Annotated in this window: 19 protein-coding genes; 11 read left to right on the forward strand and 8 right to left on the reverse strand. The window is 66.7% G+C overall.

Going from position 1 to position 17723, the window contains the following annotated elements; all coding sequences use genetic code 11:
• The first annotated feature begins 126 nt into the window (after positions 1–126).
• Together secG and LL236_RS11675 are read left to right on the forward strand one after the other, a co-directional pair.
• A complete protein-coding gene (gene secG / locus LL236_RS11670) occupies positions 127–375 on the forward strand; it encodes a preprotein translocase subunit SecG (RefSeq protein WP_228179025.1) in 249 nt (82 codons plus the stop codon).
• Positions 375–728, forward strand: coding sequence for an RNA polymerase-binding protein RbpA (locus LL236_RS11675; RefSeq protein ID WP_228179026.1), 354 nt, complete (start codon positions 375–377; stop codon positions 726–728). Before secG ends, LL236_RS11675 begins: the two co-directional genes overlap by 1 nt.
• A gap of 79 nt (positions 729–807) precedes the next feature.
• Here LL236_RS11675 and pgl read toward each other — a convergent pair whose 3' ends face one another.
• The 6 genes from pgl to tkt are packed head-to-tail and all read right to left on the reverse strand — an operon-like array spanning position 808 to position 8951.
• Positions 808–1587, reverse strand: coding sequence for a 6-phosphogluconolactonase (gene pgl, locus LL236_RS11680; protein ID WP_228179027.1), 780 nt, complete (start codon positions 1585–1587; stop codon positions 808–810).
• Complete coding sequence (locus LL236_RS11685) at positions 1580–2527, reverse strand: glucose-6-phosphate dehydrogenase assembly protein OpcA (protein ID WP_228179028.1); 948 nt, start codon at positions 2525–2527, stop codon at positions 1580–1582. Before LL236_RS11685 ends, pgl begins: the two co-directional genes overlap by 8 nt.
• Entirely contained in the window at positions 2524–4074 is a 1551-nt protein-coding gene (gene zwf / locus LL236_RS11690; protein ID WP_228179029.1) for a glucose-6-phosphate dehydrogenase, read from the reverse strand. Before zwf ends, LL236_RS11685 begins: the two co-directional genes overlap by 4 nt.
• A gap of 13 nt (positions 4075–4087) precedes the next feature.
• The gene (locus LL236_RS11695) at positions 4088–5707 is read right to left on the reverse strand and encodes a glucose-6-phosphate isomerase (protein ID WP_228179030.1); all 1620 of its coding nucleotides are present in this window, start codon (positions 5705–5707) and stop codon (positions 4088–4090) included.
• A 7-nt stretch (positions 5708–5714) separates the two neighbouring features.
• Positions 5715–6824, reverse strand: a complete 1110-nt coding sequence (tal, locus tag LL236_RS11700; RefSeq protein ID WP_228179031.1) for a transaldolase — start codon at positions 6822–6824, stop codon at positions 5715–5717.
• Between the two features lie 27 nt (positions 6825–6851).
• A complete protein-coding gene (gene tkt, locus LL236_RS11705) occupies positions 6852–8951 on the reverse strand; it encodes a transketolase (RefSeq protein WP_228179032.1) in 2100 nt (699 codons plus the stop codon).
• Between the two features lie 249 nt (positions 8952–9200).
• On the opposite strand from tkt, the gene LL236_RS11710 reads away from it, so the two are divergent.
• Positions 9201–10121, forward strand: a complete 921-nt coding sequence (locus LL236_RS11710) for a heme o synthase (protein ID WP_228179033.1) — start codon at positions 9201–9203, stop codon at positions 10119–10121.
• A gap of 93 nt (positions 10122–10214) precedes the next feature.
• Here LL236_RS11710 and LL236_RS11715 read toward each other — a convergent pair whose 3' ends face one another.
• Together LL236_RS11715 and LL236_RS11720 are read right to left on the reverse strand one after the other, a co-directional pair.
• Positions 10215–10655 carry a dinucleotide-utilizing enzyme gene (locus tag LL236_RS11715; protein WP_228179034.1) on the reverse strand — a complete coding sequence of 147 codons (441 nt, stop codon included), beginning with the start codon at positions 10653–10655 and terminating at the stop codon, positions 10215–10217.
• A 90-nt stretch (positions 10656–10745) separates the two neighbouring features.
• On the reverse strand, positions 10746–11735 hold the full coding sequence (locus LL236_RS11720; RefSeq protein WP_228179035.1) for a COX15/CtaA family protein: 990 nt from the start codon (positions 11733–11735) through the stop codon (positions 10746–10748).
• A 241-nt stretch (positions 11736–11976) separates the two neighbouring features.
• On the opposite strand from LL236_RS11720, the gene sufB reads away from it, so the two are divergent.
• The 8 genes from sufB (at position 11977) to LL236_RS11760 (ending at position 17626) form a co-directional block, all read left to right on the forward strand.
• The gene (sufB, locus tag LL236_RS11725) at positions 11977–13395 is read left to right on the forward strand and encodes a Fe-S cluster assembly protein SufB (protein ID WP_228179036.1); all 1419 of its coding nucleotides are present in this window, start codon (positions 11977–11979) and stop codon (positions 13393–13395) included.
• Between the two features lies 1 nt (position 13396).
• Positions 13397–14587: a Fe-S cluster assembly protein SufD gene (gene sufD / locus LL236_RS11730; protein ID WP_228179037.1), complete on the forward strand. Its 1191-nt coding sequence runs from the start codon at positions 13397–13399 to the stop codon at positions 14585–14587.
• A complete protein-coding gene (locus LL236_RS11735) occupies positions 14584–14925 on the forward strand; it encodes a non-heme iron oxygenase ferredoxin subunit (protein WP_228179038.1) in 342 nt (113 codons plus the stop codon). Before sufD ends, LL236_RS11735 begins: the two co-directional genes overlap by 4 nt.
• Positions 14926–14936: 11 nt before the next feature.
• Complete coding sequence (gene sufC, locus LL236_RS11740) at positions 14937–15707, forward strand: Fe-S cluster assembly ATPase SufC (RefSeq protein ID WP_228179039.1); 771 nt, start codon at positions 14937–14939, stop codon at positions 15705–15707.
• A 9-nt stretch (positions 15708–15716) separates the two neighbouring features.
• The gene (locus LL236_RS11745; RefSeq protein ID WP_195693758.1) at positions 15717–16046 is read left to right on the forward strand and encodes a metal-sulfur cluster assembly factor; all 330 of its coding nucleotides are present in this window, start codon (positions 15717–15719) and stop codon (positions 16044–16046) included.
• A gap of 59 nt (positions 16047–16105) precedes the next feature.
• The gene (locus LL236_RS11750) at positions 16106–16810 is read left to right on the forward strand and encodes a lysophospholipid acyltransferase family protein (protein ID WP_228179040.1); all 705 of its coding nucleotides are present in this window, start codon (positions 16106–16108) and stop codon (positions 16808–16810) included.
• 67 nt (positions 16811–16877) lie between these two features.
• Entirely contained in the window at positions 16878–17036 is a 159-nt protein-coding gene (locus tag LL236_RS11755) for a DUF5993 family protein (protein ID WP_228179041.1), read from the forward strand.
• Complete coding sequence (locus LL236_RS11760; RefSeq protein ID WP_228179042.1) at positions 17036–17626, forward strand: disulfide bond formation protein B; 591 nt, start codon at positions 17036–17038, stop codon at positions 17624–17626. Before LL236_RS11755 ends, LL236_RS11760 begins: the two co-directional genes overlap by 1 nt.
• The last annotated feature ends 97 nt before the right edge of the window (positions 17627–17723 follow it).

Genomic DNA, 17723 nt, shown 5'->3' on the forward strand with positions numbered 1-17723 from the left:
GCTGGGTCGCCGGATGACCCGGTCACCCAGCGACAGCGCGGCGGGCCGAAACGAAACGCGCGCGCCTCTTTCCGTATACTGGACGCTTGTGCGACGAGACACCGTCGCGACGAAAGGTTTCACGTCTTGGCGATTCTCGAACTGATCCTGCAGGTGATTCTGGGCATCACGAGCCTGCTGCTCACGCTGCTGATCCTGCTGCACAAGGGCCGAGGTGGTGGCCTCTCCGACATGTTCGGCGGCGGAATGACCTCAGCTCTGGGATCGTCGGGTCTTGCTGAGCGAAACCTGAACCGATTCACCATCGTGCTGGCTCTCGTATGGTTCATCACCATCGTCGGACTCGGCCTCGTTACGAAGTTCCAGGTGATCTGATGGCAACCGGCGGCAACGCAATCCGCGGCACCCGGGTGGGTGCCGGTCCCATGGGCGAACAGGACCACGGCTATCACGCCGACCGCGTCGCCGTCTCGTACTGGGATGCTCTCGGCAACGAAACCGTCCGCTACTTCGCGGCGGGTATTCCCGATGAGGAGATCCCCGAGACTATCGACTCGCCGCACTCCGGTCTCCCGGCCGGGCGTGACAAGGACAACCCGCCGCAGATGGCGAAGGCCGAGCCCTATAAGACGCACCTCGCGTACGTGAAGGAGCGTCGCACCGAAGAGGAAGCCGACGCGCTCCTGGATGACGCGCTGAAGTCGCTGCGCGAGCGCCGCGGTCTCTGAGACTTTCCGCAGGGGCTCCCTGCACGAGAAACGCCCGGTCTCCCTGAGGGGCCGGGCGTTTCTCGTCAATCGACTCGGCTCAGTACTCCTGGTCGATCAGGTCGGGCGGGACCTGTTCGGCAGCCTCCCGGTCGACGAAGAAGACGGTGCGTCGCCGTCCCTTCGCCCCGCCGGCAGGGACGCTCGTGTAGTTGGCGCCGGCAAGCGCGAGCCCGAGGGCTGCGGCCTTGTCGGGGCCGGACATGACCAGCCATACGCGCTGCGACCCGTTGATCACCGGCCGCGTGAAGGTCACGCGCTCCGGCGGCGGCTTAGGCGAGTTCCGGACCGGAAGCACGGCGTTCTCGGTGTCGCGGATCTCGGGGTGGTCGGGAAAGAGCGAGGCGATGTGTGCGTCGGGCCCCACCCCCAGAAAGCACATGTCGAAGGACGGCCAGGCGGGCCCGCCGGGCTGGGCGAAGCGAGCGAGCTCGGCAGCATAGGCGCGAGCCGCCTCATCCAGGTCGACACCCTCGTCGCTGGCGGCGACGCTGTGGATGTTGCCAGCGGGGATGTCCAGCCGATCGAGCAGCGCCTCGCGCGCCTGCTTGTCGTTGCGCTCGGCATCCTGACGCGGAACGAATCGTTCGTCGCTCCACCAGAAGTGAACATTGTCGAAGCGAAGGCCCGCCAGCCGCGGGCTTGCTGCAGCAGCCTCGAGCACCGCGATGCCCATAGTTCCGCCAGTGAGCGAGACATGAACGGCGGGTCCATCAGCCTGCTTCTCGATGCGGCGCAGGAACCGGTTCGCCACGTAATCGGCGAGCGTGGCCCGGTCGGGGCTGATGAGCACCCGCTTCTCGTTCGTGATCTCAGCCATGGGTCTCCTGCGACTGTGGCGGGTCGAGCAGTGCCCAGCCCTCGGTGATCACTCGACCATACAAGAGGTCGGCGTCGAGCCGGCGGAGCTCCTCGGCGAGGCACTCGCGCAGCGTCCGGCGGGGGAGCACGAGATCATGCTGCGGCTGTCCGGGCTGCGTCAGGCAGGCGATCGCGGTGCTCGAACGTTCCAGAACGATGTCGCCGCTGGCACGCGTGAGGCGGACCGACTTGATGCCGTCGCTCCATTCATCGGGGGAGAGGTAGTGCCAGTCCACCGGCACACCGAGAGTCAGGCGCAGCCACGCAGCCAACAGTGCTGTCGACGGCGACGTTTCAGCGCCGCGAACCTCCACCGCGGTGATCGGCTCGTACGGCGGCTGGTCGAGCACAGCGGCGAGCTGTTCGCGCCAATGCGTGAGGCGCGTCCAGGCGAGGTCGGTGTCACCCGGCGAGTAGCAGTCACCCAGGTGAGCAACACGCGTGGCCTCGAACGGCACGGTCGAGGCATCGGTGATGCGGCGCTGAGCGATCCGACCGAGGGGGGACTGCGAGGGAGTGGCCGGCGGATTGTCGGGCCACCACACCACGACCGGTGCGTCGGGCAGCAGCAGGCCCGTGACAAGGCTCTCGACGTTGGATGCCGCGTCGCCGGAAGCCCTGAGCACGACGACCTCGCTCGCGCCCGCGTCGCCGCCCACGCGGATCTCGGCATCCAGCTTCGGCTCGCCCTCAGGGTCGAGTCGGAGGCTGATGACTCGCATCGGATGCTCGCGAGACGCGTCGTTGGCAGCCTCGATACCGTCTTCGGTGCCGCCGTTGGTGGTCACGATGATGAGCGTGAGCACACGTCCGAGCGCAACGGCGCCGCCCTCCTCACGCACATCGATGAGCGCGCGCGAGATCTTGCTGACTGTCGTGTCGGGAAGATCGACGATCATGGCCGCCTCCAGGTGCGTCCGTCGCGGGCGAGGAGCTGGTCGGCTGACTTCGGCCCCCACGACCCCGGTTCGTATTGGTCGAGCGGCCCGCCCTGCTGCGCCCAGAACTCTTCGACGGGGTCGAGGATCTTCCACGAGAGCTCGACCTCTTCGTGGCGGGGGAACAGCGGGGGATCCCCGAGCAGGACGTCGAGAATGAGCCGCTCGTAGGCTTCGGGACTGGCCTCGGTGAACGCGTGTCCGTAGCCGAAGTCCATCGTGACGTCTCGCACGTGCGTGCTTGCACCGGGGACCTTGGAGCCGAAGCGGATCGTGACACCCTCATCCGGTTGCACGCGGATGACGAGCGCGTTCTCACCGAGTCCGGATGTCTGGGAACGCGTGAACAGGTGCTCGGGTGCGCGCTTGAACACCACGGCGATCTCGGTCACGCGGCGTCCGAGTCGCTTTCCGGTGCGGAGGTAGAAGGGGACATCCGCCCAGCGGCGCGTGTTGATCTCGAGCTTGAGGGCCGCGTAGGTCTCGGTCGTCGAGTCCGGCTTCATCCCGTCTTCGTCGAGGAATCCGGTGACGTGTTCGCCACCCTGCCACCCTCCGGCGTACTGGCCGCGCGCTGTCGCGAGCGACAGGTCTGCGGGCAGCGTGACGGCAGCGAGCACCTTCTCTTTCTCGGCACGCAGGTGGCTCGCGTCGAAGCTGATGGGCTCCTCCATGGCCGTCAGTGCCAGAAGCTGCAGCAGGTGGTTCTGAATGACGTCGCGCGCTGCCCCGATGCCGTCGTAGTAGCCGGCGCGGCCGCCCACGCCGATGTCCTCGGCCATCGTGATCTGGACGTGGTCGACGTAGTTGCGGTTCCAGATCGGCTCGAAGAGCTCGTTCGCGAACCGCAGCGCGAGGATGTTCTGGACCGTCTCTTTGCCGAGGTAGTGATCGATCCGGAAGATCGAGTCGGCCGGGAAGGTCGAGCGCAGCGCGTCGTTGAGCTCGCGGGCCGACGCGAGATCGTGACCGAACGGCTTCTCGATGACGACTCGTCGCCACCGCTCGGGCTGGTCGGCGGTGTCATCCACGAGACCTGACGTTCGCAGCTGCCGTGCGACAACCGGGAAGTCCTTCGGAGGGATGGACAGGTAGAACGCGTGGTTGCCCATGGTGCCACGCTCTTCGTCAAGGCTCTGCACGGTCTCGCGCAGCCGCGCAAAGGCGTCGTCGTCGCCGAACTCGCCGGGAACGAAGCGGATGCCCTGCAGCAGCTGCTGCCAGGTCTCCTCGCGAAACGCGGTTCGCGCATGCTGGCGGACCGCGTCGTGCACAACCTGCGCGAAGTCCTGATCCTCCCAGTCGCGGCGGGCGAACCCGACCAGTCCGAACCCCGGCGGGAGCAACCCGCGATTGGCGAGGTCATACACGGCCGGCATGAGCTTCTTGCGAGAGAGGTCGCCGGTCACGCCGAAGATCACGAGGGCACTGGGGCCCGCGATCCGATTCAGGCGTGCGTCTTCGGGGTCGCGCAGCGGATTGTGCCCGCGAGAGATCTCGACTGTCATCGGATGGGATGCCTTACTGAGCAGCTTCGAACAGGGAAAGAACCTCGACCTGGGGGTCGGTGAGGGTCAGCGTGACGACGGGACGCCCGTGCGCGGCCAAGACTTCGGCATCTCCCGCGGCCTGCGCGGCGATCAACTGACCGAAGGTGAACGGCCGGCCGGGGATCTCGACATCCGTATCGGTGCGCTCCACGATCTGCAAGAACACCCCGTTCGCGGGTCCGCCCTTGTGGTACTGCCCCGTCGAGTGCAGGAACCGGGGGCCCCAGCCGAACGTGGCGGGCCTGCCCGAATCTGCAGCGACGAGTTCGCGCAGGCCCTGGAGCTGGGGGATCGCGAGGCGGTTGACGTAGGCCTGCACCGAGACGTATCCGTCGGCAGGCAGCTGCGCCCACAGTGCGTCGAGGACGCCGGCGATCGTGCCGGATGCCGCAAGCGCGGCATCCGTGACCCGCACCTGGACGCCATCGACGACGAACGCCGGCGCGGTCGGCTCCGGCGTGCGCTCGAGGAGTCCCCGCGTGGCTTCCTTGGCTGACTCGACATCGGGCTGGTCGAACGGGTTGATACCGAGCATCCGTCCCGCGATCGCGGTCGCGTACTCCCACACGACGAACTGGGCCCCGAGGGAACCACTGACCAGGATCTCGCCCTGGTGATGTTCGAACAGGTGGAATTCGTTTGCCTCGTCGACCAGGCGCAGCACCTGCAGGTCTGCGGGTGTGGATTCGAGCTCGGGTGAGACGGGCAGCATGACAACGGGCAGGATGCCGGTGCCGTTCTTTCCCGTCGACTCCGCGATCAGCTGCTCGATCCAGTCGGGGAGCCCCACGATGTGCGTGCCATCGCTGATGAGAGCGAGCTTGTCGCGGCGCGGCTCGCCGCCGGCGATTGCGGCAGCAAGCACCAGTGCTGGGTTCTCGGGGCTGTCGATGGCGACCTCAAGGAGGGTCGCATCGGCTTCGGCGAGCAGCTCCTGGATGTCGGCGCCGGCAAGGCCCGCGGGGACCAGCCCGAAAGCCGTCAGCGCTGAGTATCGGCCACCCACGCTCGGATCGGCGTTGAACACTCGGTACCCGTCGGCACGTGCCGACTCGTCCAGGGGCGAACCGGGGTCGGTGACCACGATGATCCGCTCGGTGGGGTCGATACCCAAGTCCCGGAATGCCGCCTCGAAGGCACGCTTCGCGGAATCCGTCTCGACCGTCGATCCGGACTTGGATGCCACCACGAGAACCGTGCGCTCAAGACCGCCAGCTTCGGGGTCGCCGTCGAGGGCTGCGAGCACCTGACCGGGCGACGTCGAGTCCAGGATGACCAGCGGAACTCCGGCGGTTTGCGCGATCACCTCGGGAGCGAGCGAGGACCCGCCCATGCCGGCTAGGACGATCCGCGTGAGCCCCTTCGCGACGAGCTCCTCACGCAGCGCAACGATCTGCGGCACCAGCGGCAGGGAGACCGTGACAGCCTCGAGCCACCCGAGCCGGCGTGATGCCTCGGCCTCGGCATCCGGACCCCACAGCGAGCTGTCGCCCGCGGTGAGGCCCGACGCGACGAGATCGCCGACGAGACCGGGCAGCGTCGCCTCGACGACCGACTTGACGTGCCCGGTCAGGTGGATGTCGAATGCCATCGCCGGCTCAGACGTCCGCGTTCTCGAGGGCTGTCGTCACCGTCGCCTGTAACTCGTGCCACGAGGCGATGAACTTGTCGACGCCCTCGTCTTCGAGAACCTGCGTGACATCGGCCAAGTCGATCCCCACCGATGCGAGGCCGTCGAACACGGCGTGAGCATCGCCATAGTTGCCGGTGATCGTGTCGCCGACGACGTCGGCGTGATCGAAGGTCGCCTCGAGCGTCTTCTCAGGCATCGTGTTCACGGTGCCCCGCGCGACGAGCTCGGTGACGTACAGCGTGTCGGGAAGAGCGGGGTCCTTGACGCCGGTCGACGCCCATAGCGGACGCTGCACGGTGGCACCTGCGGCGACCAGTGCCGTTGCGCGCTCGGTAGCGAACTCCTTCTCGAAGAGCTCGAACGCGAGGCGCGCGTTGGCGATGCCGGCGCGGGACTTCAGTGCCGTCGCGGCATCCGACCCGATAGCGGTGAGGCGCTTATCGACCTCGGTGTCCACGCGCGACACGAAGAACGAGGCGACCGAGTGGATCGTGCTGATGTCGTGGCCAGCAGCCTTGGCCCGCTCGATACCGGTGAGGTAGGCGTCGATGACAGCCGCGTAGCGCTCGAGGCTGAAGATGAGCGTGACGTTCACCGAGATGCCCGACGCGATCGCCTCGGTGATCGCGGGGAGTCCGGCCTTGGTCGCGGGGATCTTGATGAGCGCGTTCGGTCGGTCGACGACCTTCCACAGCTCCTTGGCCTGAGCGATCGTCGCCTCGGTGTCGTGTGCGAGCTCGGGCGAGACCTCGATGGATACGCGGCCGTCCACGCCGCCGGTCGCGTCGTAGACCGGGCGGAAGATGTCGGCGGCGTCGCGCACGTCGGTCGTCGTGATCGTGAAGATCGACGTCTCGGTGTCAGCCCCCTGAGACTTCAGGTCGCGGATGGTCTGGTCGTAGGCGTTACCCTTCGCCAGGGCGCCGGCGAAGATCGTCGGGTTGGTCGTGACGCCGGTGACGTTGCGGTCGACGATCAGCGCGGCGAGGTTGCCGGAGCTGATCCGCTCGCGCGACAGGTCATCAAGCCAGATGCTGACGCCCTCGGCGACGAGCTTCTCGGTGGGGGTGGTCATGGGTTCTCCTTCGTGTGCAGCCGCGGCTCAGGCGCCGGCGGCAGCGATGGTCTCGTGGGCGGCGGTCACGACGGCTTCGGTCGTGATGCCGAACTTCTGGAAGAGCGTCTTGTAGTCAGCCGATGCACCGAAGTGCTCGATCGACACGGACCGGCCGGCGTCGCCGACGATCCCGCGCCACGGCATCGCCAGGCCTGCCTCGACCGAGACCCGCGCCTTGACGGATGCCGGCAGCACGCTCTCGCGGTATGCGTCGTCTTGCTCGGCGAACCACTCGAGCGACGGGGCTGACACAACCCGTGCGCCGATGCCCTGTTCGGCAAGCTGCTCGCGAGCAGCCACGGCGAGTTGAACCTCGGAGCCTGTCCCGATCAGGATCACATCGACGGCGCCGGTCGGCGAGTCGGCGAGCACGTACGCGCCCTTGGCGGCGAGGTCGGCCGAAGCGAACTCGTCGCCGGATGCCTCACCCTCGCCACGGGGGAACGTCGGAACGTTCTGGCGGGTCAATGCGATTCCCGCGGGGCCCCCGTGGCGGCGCACGAGCTCGAGCCAGACGGCTGCTGTCTCGTTCGCGTCGGCCGGGCGCACAACAGCAAAGTTCGGGATCGCGCGGAGAGCGGCGAGCTGCTCGATCGGCTGGTGCGTCGGCCCATCTTCACCCAGGGCAACGGAGTCGTGCGTCCACACGAACAGCGTCGGGATGTTCATCAGCGCAGCAAGGCGCACCGGCGGGCGCATGTAGTCGCTGAAGATCAGGAACGTGCCACCGAACGGACGGGTCGGACCGTGCAGCACGATGCCGTTGAGGATCGACCCCATCGCGTGCTCGCGGATGCCGAAGTGCAGCACGCGGCCGTACGGGTTGCCCGACCACTCGTGCGTGGACCACTCCTCGGGGATGAACGACGCCGCATTCTTGATGGTCGTCAGGTTCGACTCCGCGAGGTCGGCTGAGCCGCCCCAGAGCTCCGGCAGCTCAGCGGCCAGCGCGTTGATGACCTGACCCGATGCGGCGCGGGTCGAGACATCCTTGCCTGCCTCGAACTGGGGGAGTGCGTCAGCGATGTCCGCGGGAAGTTCGCGAGCGTGAAGCCGGTCCCACAGCGCCTTGCGCTCGGGGTTAGCTGCGGCCCACGCGTCGAACTTCTCCTGCCATGCAGCCTTTTCGGCCTCGCCGCGCTCGACGAGCGAGCGGGTGTGGGCGATGACCTCGTCGGGAACGTCGAACGTCGTGTCGGGGTCCCAGCCGAGGACCTTCTTGGTCGCGGCGAGCTCTTCGCCGCCGAGCGCGGCGCCGTGGATCTTGCCGCTGTTCTGCTTGCCGGGGGAAGGCCAGCCGATGATCGTCTTGAGGATGATGATCGAGGGCTTGTCGGTGACGCCCTTGGCTTTCTCGATGGCGTCGTACAGCTCCTGCACGTCCTCGACGTACTCGCCCGACTTCTTCCAGTCGACGGTCTGCACGTGCCAGTCGTAGGCCTCGTAGCGCTTCGCGACATCCTCGGTCAGAGCGACGTTCGTGTCGTCTTCGATCGAGATCTGGTTCGAGTCATAGATGACGACGAGGTTGCCCAGCTGTTGGTGTCCAGCGAGCGAGGATGCCTCGCTCGTCACACCCTCTTCAAGGTCGCCGTCGGAGGCGATGACGTAGATGAAGTGGTCGAAGGGCGACTCGCCGGCCGGTGCCTCAGGGTCGAACAGACCTCGCTCGTACCGTGCGGCGTAGGCGAAACCAACCGAGGATGCCAGGCCCTGGCCGAGCGGTCCCGTCGTGATCTCCACACCCTTCGTGTGGCCGTACTCGGGGTGACCGGGGGTGAGAGATCCCCACGTGCGGAGCGCCTTCAGGTCATCGAGCTCGAGACCGAATCCGCCGAGGTAGAGCTGAATGTACTGCGTGAGCGAGGAGTGACCGCACGAGAGGATGAAACGGTCGCGGCCGGGCCAGTGCGTGTCAGCCGGGTCATGCTTCATGACGCGCTGATACAGCAGATACGCCGCGGGAGCGAGGCTCATCGCCGTCCCGGGGTGTCCGTTGCCGACTTTCTCCACGGCATCCGCCGCGAGAACGCGAGCGGTGTCCACCGCGCGCTTGTCGATCTCATCCCAACGCAGTTCCGTCACCGGATTGCCTTCCGTTCGAGAGGGGTGCGCCCTGAGACCACCGGTCCGCAGACCGCGTCACCACGGGAAGAGCAGCCGGCGCAGAGCGCGCGTGTGTTTTCAGCATAGCGATTCCGGTTCCCCCAGTGGGCCGTGTTTCGACGCCCCGCACCCCGGCCGCCGCGTGCCGTGCATGCTCCGCCGGCGCCTACCTCGCGTGGGGGATGCCATAGACTGGAAACCCCGGGTTGACGGCCGATAGTGAGGGCAATGGACATTTCCACGACGACGCGTGCGCAGCTCGCACCCGCCTCGTTCGGCCGCACCGTCCGCGCCTATATCGCCCTGACCAAGCCGCGCGTTCTCGAGCTGTTGCTGGTGACGACGGTTCCGGTCATGATCCTCGCGCAGCAGGGATTCCCGCCGCTGTGGCTGGTCGTCGCCACCGTGATCGGCGGCTCGGCAAGCGCCGGCTCGGCTGCCGCGTTCAACATGTACCTCGACCGCGATATCGACGCGCACATGCAGCGCACCGAGAATCGCCCGCTCGTCACCGGCGAGGTCTCGCCCCGGGGTGCACTGATCTTCGCCTGGTCGCTTGCTGTCGCCTCGACGCTGTGGCTCGGCTTCACGACGAACTGGCTCGCCGCGGCGCTGTCGGCGGGTGCGATCTTCTTCTACGTCGTCATCTACACGATGATCCTCAAGCGCCGGACCGAGCAAAACATCGTGTGGGGCGGCATCGCCGGATGCTTCCCGGTGCTGATCGGCTGGAGTGCGGTCACCGGGACGCTTGCCTGGCCCGCGCTCATCCTGTTCTTGCTCGTGTTCCTGTGGACCCCGCCTCACTATTGGCCGCTCTCGATGAAGTACCGCGACCAGTACGACGAGGTCGAGGTTCCGATGCTGGGCGCCACGCGCTCTGGCTCGCAGGTCGGCCTTCAGGTCATCCTCTACGCATGGGCGACTGTCGTGACCTCGCTCCTCCTGGTTCCTGTCGCCTCGATGGGGCTCGTCTACACGGCATCGGCGCTGGTGTTCGGTGGGTGGTTCATCTACGAGTCACACGTTCTCTACGCTCGCGCGGTGCGGGGCACGGAGCCACGGCCGATGCGTGTGTTCCACGCATCCATCACCTACTTGACGCTGCTGTTCGTCGCGATCGCTGTCGATCCGCTGCTCCCGTTCTGAGCGCGCCATCCCCGGGTGGCCCGCGGATAAGCGAAGGCCCTCTCGTCGAACGATGTTCGGCGGGAGGGCCTTCGCTATGAGCCGGCGCTAAGGTCAGCGGTTCTCGGGTGCGCCAGTGTCGCTCTGCGCTGCGGCCTCTGCCGCGGCACCGGGCGGGGCGGTGTCGGTCGTCGAGGTCTCGACGTCGGCATCCTCGAAGACAGGAGCCTGCTCGGCGACCGGAGCCGCCTCCTCGACGATGACGGTTTCTTCCACGATGGCGGTCTCGGCCGCGGGGGCGGGCAGAGCGGAGCGGAGGGCGGCGAGGGTCAGCACGAGCAGCAGACCGAGGATGCCGGCGCCCACCAGGACACCGCCGAATCCGATCCACGCAGGGCTCACGTAGACCTGCTCGTACGTCGCCGAACCATCCGCGAGCGTTGCGCTCATCTCGCTCACTTTGGTCAGCACGAGCCAGAGCCCGACGCCGATGCTGGCGAGGGAGGCGAGAAGCAGCACCCAGAAGGGAACGCTGCGGGCGAGACGATTGGTCATAGGGAAACTCCTGCGAAGGGATCGATGTCAGTCACGCCGAAGAGATCGGCGCGACCAGTCTGGTCCCTCGACGCGTGCCGTGTCGATGCGTCAGCTATGGATCGCCTGTGCGCCGACCGGGTCCGACGGCGTGAACTCGGCGACACGCGGCTGCTTGAGATTGAGGATGAGCGCCGTCATCGCGGCGGCCAGCAGCGATGCCAGCACCATGTGGATGCCCACGGCGATCGGGGGAAGTCCGTTACGGGCCTGGAAGAGGCCCACGGCGATCTGGATGATCTCGACCCCGAGCACCGTGAGGGTCCAACCGAACACGCGTGGCAGTTCCTGGCGCCGCCGGTAGGCGAAGCCCAGCAGCACCAGCGTCAGCGCGAACAGTGCGTACGACGGCCAGGCGTGGATGTGTTCGAGCAGCTCCGCATCGAAGCCGCTGCGAATGGCATCCTCGTCGCCCGAGTGGGGGCCGGCACCGGTGGTCAGGATGCCGAAGAAGATCGTCAGGGCCAGCACAGCCGTGGCCACGTGGGCCCACAGTGCGTGAGCACGCGTCACAGCGCGAGCGCGCGGGCCCCCCGGCGTGCGCATGAGCACGAGGAACGCGGCACACACGGCCACGAGGATGACCGAGGCGACATAGTGGAAGCCGACGATGAACGGGTTGAGCCCGGTGAGCACGGTGATGCCGCCGACAAGAGCCTGCGCGACCACGCCCAGCACCACCACCAGGGCAAGAACGAAAAGGTCGCGGCGCTCCCGGCGCATCTTCAGCACGAAGACCAACACGATGATCGCGAGGATGCCGACAAGACCTGTCAGGGTGCGGTTGCCGAATTCGATGAACCCGTGAATACCCATTTCCGGCGTGTTGACGATCGACTCCGCGGTGCAGGTGGGCCAGGTCGGGCACCCCAGGCCCGAGCCGGTCAGACGCACCGCGCCCCCGGTCCCGATGATCAGCACCTCGGCGAGAAACGACAACCACGCGGCGACCCGGACGCGCCGATCGACGTGGTCAGGCAACCATGCCCAGAACCTCCCGAATAGCGAAACGCGGGCGGGGGACGGGGACGGTGCGGACACGGTCTTCACTCCTGGGATCGCCCTGTGGGGGCGCGGCGTGCTCGGCCCGGGGCTGGGTCGATGCCTGTAGACTCGAAGGGTCTGATTCCGCGGAGAAATGCCGCAGGATCATCACCAGTCTAGGCGCGAGAATTCGCCGAAGACGTGAAAGGGCCCGTAAGCGACATCCCCTCCGGTACTCCGCCGGGGGCGACGGATGTCGGTGCGGATGACACCGCAATGGCCGCGAAGGAGAAAACCGATGTCCGATGTGCTGATCGAGCGTCCCGAACTCGAAAGCCTGGGAGTCTACGAGTTCGGCTGGCACGACACCGACGCCGCCGGCGCGGTGGCTCAGCGCGGAATCAACGAGGACGTGGTCCGTGGGATCTCCTCGTTGAAATCCGAGCCGGAGTGGATGCTGAAGACCCGGCTGAAGGGCCTGCAGCTCTTCGGCCGCAAACCCATGCCCACCTGGGGTGCCGACCTCAGCGCGATCGACTTCGACAACATCAAGTACTTCGTGCGCTCCACCGAGAAGCAGGCGCAGAGCTGGGAAGACCTCCCCGAAGAGATCCGGAACACCTACGAGAAGCTGGGTATCCCCGAGGCCGAGCGCCAGCGCCTTGTGGCGGGCGTCGCGGCGCAGTACGAGTCCGAGGTCGTCTACCACCAGATCCGCGAGGACCTCGAGGCGCAGGGTGTCATCTTCATGGACACCGACACGGCGCTGCGCGAGCACCCCGAGTTCTTCGAGGAGTACTTCGGCACCGTCATCCCCGCCGGTGACAACAAGTTCGCGGCTCTCAACACCGCCGTGTGGTCGGGCGGGTCATTCGTCTACGTGCCGCCCGGGGTGCACGTCGAGATTCCGCTGCAGGCCTACTTCCGGATCAACACCGAGAACATGGGCCAGTTCGAGCGGACGCTGATCATCGCCGACGAGGGCTCATACGTCCACTACATCGAGGGCTGCACGGCCCCGATCTACAAGAGCGACTCCCTGCACTCGGCAGTCGTCGAGATCATCGTGAAGAAGAACGCCCGCGTGCGCTACACGACGATCCAGAACTGGTCGAACAACGTCTACAACTTGGTCACCAAGCGCGCCGTCGCCCACGAGGGCGCCACGATGGAATGGATCGACGGCAACATCGGCTCCAAGGTGACGATGAAGTACCCGTCGGTCTTCCTGATGGGGGAGCACGCGAAGGGCGAGACCCTCTCGGTCGCCTTCGCCGGCCCCGGGCAGCACCAGGATGCCGGCGCGAAGATGATCCACATGGCGCCGTACACGACGTCCTCGATCGTCTCGAAGTCCATCGCCCGAGGCGGCGGTCGCGCGGGGTACCGGGGCGAGGTCCGGGTCGACCCGAATGCCCACCACTCCGCCAACACGGTTCGCTGTGACGCGCTGCTGGTCGATACCGTTTCCCGCTCCGACACCTACCCGGCTATCGACATCCGCGTCGACGACGTGCAGTTGGGACACGAGGCGACAGTCTCGCGGGTCAGTGAAGAGCAGCTCTTCTACCTGCAGTCCCGGGGGCTTCCCGAGGACGAGGCGATGGCAATGATCGTTCGTGGATTCATCGAGCCCATCGCGCGCGAACTGCCCATGGAGTACGCCCTCGAACTGAACAAGCTCATCGAGATGAGCATGGAAGGCAGCGTCGGCTGAGATGACGACTACCGCACAGGCGTCGGCGACGGCGCCCGGATCAACCGTGCACACCGACGGGGGCTGGGACCTCGTTCCCGTCCAGACCCGCTCCGAACGCCCGCGCTCGTACGAGCCCTCGGCGTTCGGTGCACCGACCGGGCGCGAAGTCAACTGGAAGCACAGCCCCATCGCGGCTGTCGCTCCGCTGTTCGCCGACGAGCCCGGCGACGAAGGCGCTGTCGGCATCACGGTGACGGGCCCGCTCGCGGCAGCCGGCCTCGCTGTCGGCGAGTCACCGCGCGGCGAAGCCTTCGTGCCCGAGGATCTGCCGAGCGCAATCGCCTGGCAGCGCTCCGCGCAAGCGCTCTATCTGAAGGTGCCGGCCGATGCCGAACTCGATGAGCCCGTCGAAGTAGTCTTCACGGGCTCCGGCGCCCAACTCCGCACCCACTCCCACGTAGTGATCGAAGCTGCCCCGCACTCGCGTGCGACTGTCGTGCTTCGCCACGAAGGGTCGGCCCAGTTCGCGCAGAACGTCGAGATCATCGTCCGTGACGGTGCCAGCCTCACGCTGGTCTCGCTGCAGCGGTGGGACGACGATGCGGTGCACGTCGCCGCGCACCAGGCTGTCGTGGGACGCGACGCGACCCTCCGGCACACCGTCGTGAGCCTCGGTGGCGCGGTAGTGCGGGTGAACCCCTCCGTCGATCTCGCCGGCGCCGGATCCGAGGGCAAGGTCTACGGTCTGTCGTTCGCTGACTCCGGTCAGCACCTTGAGAGCCAGGTGTACGTCCACCACCGCGGCCCGAACACGAGTGCCGACGTGCTCTACAAGGGAGCCCTGCAGGGCTCGAGCGCACGCAGCGTCTGGGTCGGGGACGTGCTCATCGGGCGCGAGGCCGTCGGCACCGATTCCTACGAAGCCAACCGCAACCTCGTGCTCACCGACGGTGCCCGCGCCGACTCGATCCCGAATCTCGAGATCGAGACCGGCGACATCCAGGGTGCCGGACACGCCAGCGCCACCGGTCGTTTCGACGACGAGCAGCTCTTCTACCTGCAGGCGCGAGGTATCCCCGAAGACGAAGCCCGCCGGCTCGTGGTGATCGGATTCCTCAGCGACATCATCCAGCGCCTCGGCATCCCCGAGCTCGAGGCTGAACTCACCGAGGCGGTCACCGCCGAACTCGAACAGGAGGCGGCTGCGTGAGCGCCACCCGCGTGTGCTCGCTGAGCGAGCTGGAACAGGACGCTGCCAAGCGCGTCGTGATCGACGGTGTTGCGATCGCTGTCGTCAAAGACTCCAACGGTGACGTGCACGCCATCGGCGATACCTGCACACACGGTGACATTTCGCTCTCCGACGGCTTCGTCGAGGGCGAGACATTGGAATGCTGGGCCCACGGCTCAGCGTTCTCGCTTCTGACGGGCCGCCCCCTGAACCTTCCCGCGTACGAGCCGGTGCCGGTGTACGAGGTCACGATCGAGGGCGACGACGTCCTGATCGACCCGGCCGTCACCAAGGCCGTCACCCCAGACATCCACTGAAAAGGAACCCCATGGCTGTTCTCGAGATCCGCGACCTGCACGTCACGGTCGACACGGATGCCGGAGAGACCGAGATCCTCAACGGCATGACCCTCACGATTCGGACGGGGGAGACCCACGCGATTATGGGCCCCAACGGGTCGGGCAAGTCGACCCTCGCGTACACGATCGCCGGGCACCCCAAGTACACCGTGACAAGCGGCTCGATCACGCTCGACGGTGAAGACGTCCTCGAGATGTCGGTCGACGAGCGCGCGCGCGCCGGTCTCTTCCTCGCGATGCAGTACCCCGTCGAGATCCCCGGCGTGACGGTGACGAACTTCCTGCGCACGGCGAAGTCCGCCATCGACGGGCAGGCGCCCTCGATCCGCACGTGGACCAAGGACGTCAAGAAGGCCATGGCGGACCTCCGTATGGACGAGAAGTTCGCGCAGCGAAACGTCAACGAGGGCTTCTCGGGCGGCGAGAAGAAGCGCCACGAGATCCTGCAGCTCGAGCTGCTGAAGCCGAAGATCGCTGTGCTCGATGAGACCGACTCGGGTCTCGACGTCGATGCCCTGAAGGTCGTCTCGGAGGGCGTCAACCGTGCCAAGGCCGAGACCGACATGGGCGTGCTACTGATCACGCACTACACCCGCATCCTTCGTTACATCCACCCCGACTTCGTGCACGTCGTCGTCGGCGGACGCATCGTCGAAGAGGGCGGGCCGGAGCTTGCCGACCGGCTCGAGGCCGAGGGATACGATCGCTTTCTCGAGCCCGCCGCCGGATCCGGCGCCTAGGATCAAGTCATGACCGCGACTCTCAGCCCTGAGAAGTTCGACGAGGTCACCGAGGCCCTCAAGGACGTCATGGATCCCGAACTCGGGATCAATGTCGTCGACCTCGGACTGATCTACGACCTCAGCTGGGATGACGAGAACGACGCTCTCGTCATCCACATGACGCTGACCTCCGCCGGGTGCCCGCTCACCGACGTCCTCGAAGAGCAGACGGCGCAGGCCCTCGACGATGTCGTGGAACGCTTCCGTATCAACTGGGTGTGGATGCCGCCGTGGGGCCCCGAGCGCATCACCGACGATGGTCGCGACATGATGCGTGCCCTCGGCTTCGCCATCTGATCGGCTCCTCCTTCAGGGCGTGCCATCACGCCGTGTTCTGCCGCCGATAGGGTGGCGGGGTGACAGATCCCGCTCCGCCCCGCCGTGTCTCCCGGCCAGGATTCATCTACTTCCTCGGGCGGGTCGTCCTCCGCCCGCTGTTCTGGATCCTGTACCGGCCGCGCATCGTCGGTCGGGGAAACGTGCCCCCGCGCGGACCCGTCCTGCTCGCGAGCAATCACCTCTCCTCTCTCGACACCGTCATCATCCCTACGTCCGCCGCGCGACCTGTCCAGTTCCTCATCAAGTCGTCGTACTTCACCGGGTCCGGGCTGCTCGGACGGTTCATGCGCTGGTTCTTCACGTCGATCGGCGGGGTGCCGGTGTACCGCGCAACGGGACGCGATGCGCGCGCGGCACTCGAGGCCGGTGCCAGCATCCTTCGAGCCGGCAGCGTCTTCGCCGTTTTCCCCGAGGGCACCCGCTCGCGCGACGGCAGACTGCACGAGGGGCACGGGGGAGCGGCATGGATGGCGTACGACACCGGCGCGACGGTCGTCCCCGTGGGGTTGATCGGTACCGGCACCGTCAAGCCCTTCAGCCACCTGGTGCCGGGAAGGTCTCGAATCGAGGTGCATTTCGGTGAGCCGCTCGACCTCTCCGATCTCGATGGCGTTCCGGCAGGCAAAGCCCGGCGGCAGATCACCGAGCGCACGATGAACGCGATCGCAGCCCTCAGCGGTCAAGAGCGTTCCGGCGAGGTGAACGCGAGCTCGCGCGACTGAACGTCGGACGGCTCGCCGGCTCCGCGCGCTATGGCTCCCGAGCTGGAGCCCCCGCTACGTTGAGGGCGTGGACACCCTCATCTTCGGCGTGCTGCTCGCGGTAGCCCTCATCATCATCTTCTCCAAGAGTCGGTGGCTGGTCATCGGCTCCTGGGCCGTCGCCGCGCTTGCCGTGATCGGGCTGTTCGCCTACCACGCGAACGACGTGTTGGAGTTGAGCTTCTGATGTCCGCCTCGATCGTGGTTCGCAAACTTTCGTTCTGGGCCTTCGTGGCCTTCCTCGTGGCCTATGTCGGCATCCTGTCGATGGCGATGTTCGTCTTCCAATTCGGGCTCGGCGAACTGCCGTGCCCGCTGTGCATCCTGCAGCGGATGGGCATGATGTTGGCGAGCCTCGGAGCGCTGTACGTCGTGGTGAGGGCGCTGCGCGGCGAGCTTCTGCTGCGCGAACTCGCGACCGGCCTGGGGCTAGCGATCCTCGGTGCCGTCGTGGGCGCGGCGATCTCCATACGGCAGATCCTGCTCCACATCCTGCCCGGTGATCCCGGCTACGGCGAGGCGGTTCTGGGCCTGCACCTGTACACCTGGGCGCTGATCACGTTCGTCGTCGTTATCGTGTTCGCCGGGGTTGTCGCGCTGTTCGCGCGGGATCTGCTGCCGATCGCTCCCGCCACTGGCTGGCTGCGCATTCTCGCCTGGGTCGTCGTGTGGTTGTTCGTCGCGACCATTGCGATCAACCTCGTGGTCGTGTTCGCCGAGGAGGGCTTCAACTGGGTTCTTCCCGACGACCCCACGCGTTATCTCCTGTTCGGCTGAGTCTGATGTGTGCCGCTACGCGGCTGAGTCTGATGTGTGCCGCTATGCGGCTGAGTCTGATGTGTGCCGCTATGCGGCTGGGTCTGATGTCCGCCGC

It is taken from the genome of Microbacterium schleiferi (assembly GCF_020781975.1).
Classification (GTDB): Bacteria; Actinomycetota; Actinomycetes; order Actinomycetales; family Microbacteriaceae; genus Microbacterium.

Bases quoted from the DNA above. Each gene is read 5' to 3' on its own strand.
- LL236_RS11675 (WP_228179026.1), top strand. From the start codon at position 375: ATGGCAACCGGCGGCAACGCAATCCGCGGCACCCGGGTGGGTGCCGGT.
- pgl (WP_228179027.1), bottom strand. From the start codon at position 1,587: ATGGCTGAGATCACGAACGAGAAGCGGGTGCTCATCAGCCCCGACCGG.
- LL236_RS11685 (WP_228179028.1), bottom strand. From the start codon at position 2,527: ATGATCGTCGATCTTCCCGACACGACAGTCAGCAAGATCTCGCGCGCG.
- zwf (WP_228179029.1), bottom strand. From the start codon at position 4,074: ATGACAGTCGAGATCTCTCGCGGGCACAATCCGCTGCGCGACCCCGAA.
- LL236_RS11695 (WP_228179030.1), bottom strand. From the start codon at position 5,707: ATGGCATTCGACATCCACCTGACCGGGCACGTCAAGTCGGTCGTCGAG.
- tal (WP_228179031.1), bottom strand. From the start codon at position 6,824: ATGACCACCCCCACCGAGAAGCTCGTCGCCGAGGGCGTCAGCATCTGG.
- LL236_RS11710 (WP_228179033.1), top strand. From the start codon at position 9,201: ATGGACATTTCCACGACGACGCGTGCGCAGCTCGCACCCGCCTCGTTC.
- LL236_RS11715 (WP_228179034.1), bottom strand. From the start codon at position 10,655: ATGACCAATCGTCTCGCCCGCAGCGTTCCCTTCTGGGTGCTGCTTCTC.
- sufB (WP_228179036.1), top strand. From the start codon at position 11,977: ATGTCCGATGTGCTGATCGAGCGTCCCGAACTCGAAAGCCTGGGAGTC.
- sufD (WP_228179037.1), top strand. From the start codon at position 13,397: ATGACGACTACCGCACAGGCGTCGGCGACGGCGCCCGGATCAACCGTG.
- sufC (WP_228179039.1), top strand. From the start codon at position 14,937: ATGGCTGTTCTCGAGATCCGCGACCTGCACGTCACGGTCGACACGGAT.
- LL236_RS11745 (WP_195693758.1), top strand. From the start codon at position 15,717: ATGACCGCGACTCTCAGCCCTGAGAAGTTCGACGAGGTCACCGAGGCC.
- LL236_RS11760 (WP_228179042.1), top strand. From the start codon at position 17,036: ATGTCCGCCTCGATCGTGGTTCGCAAACTTTCGTTCTGGGCCTTCGTG.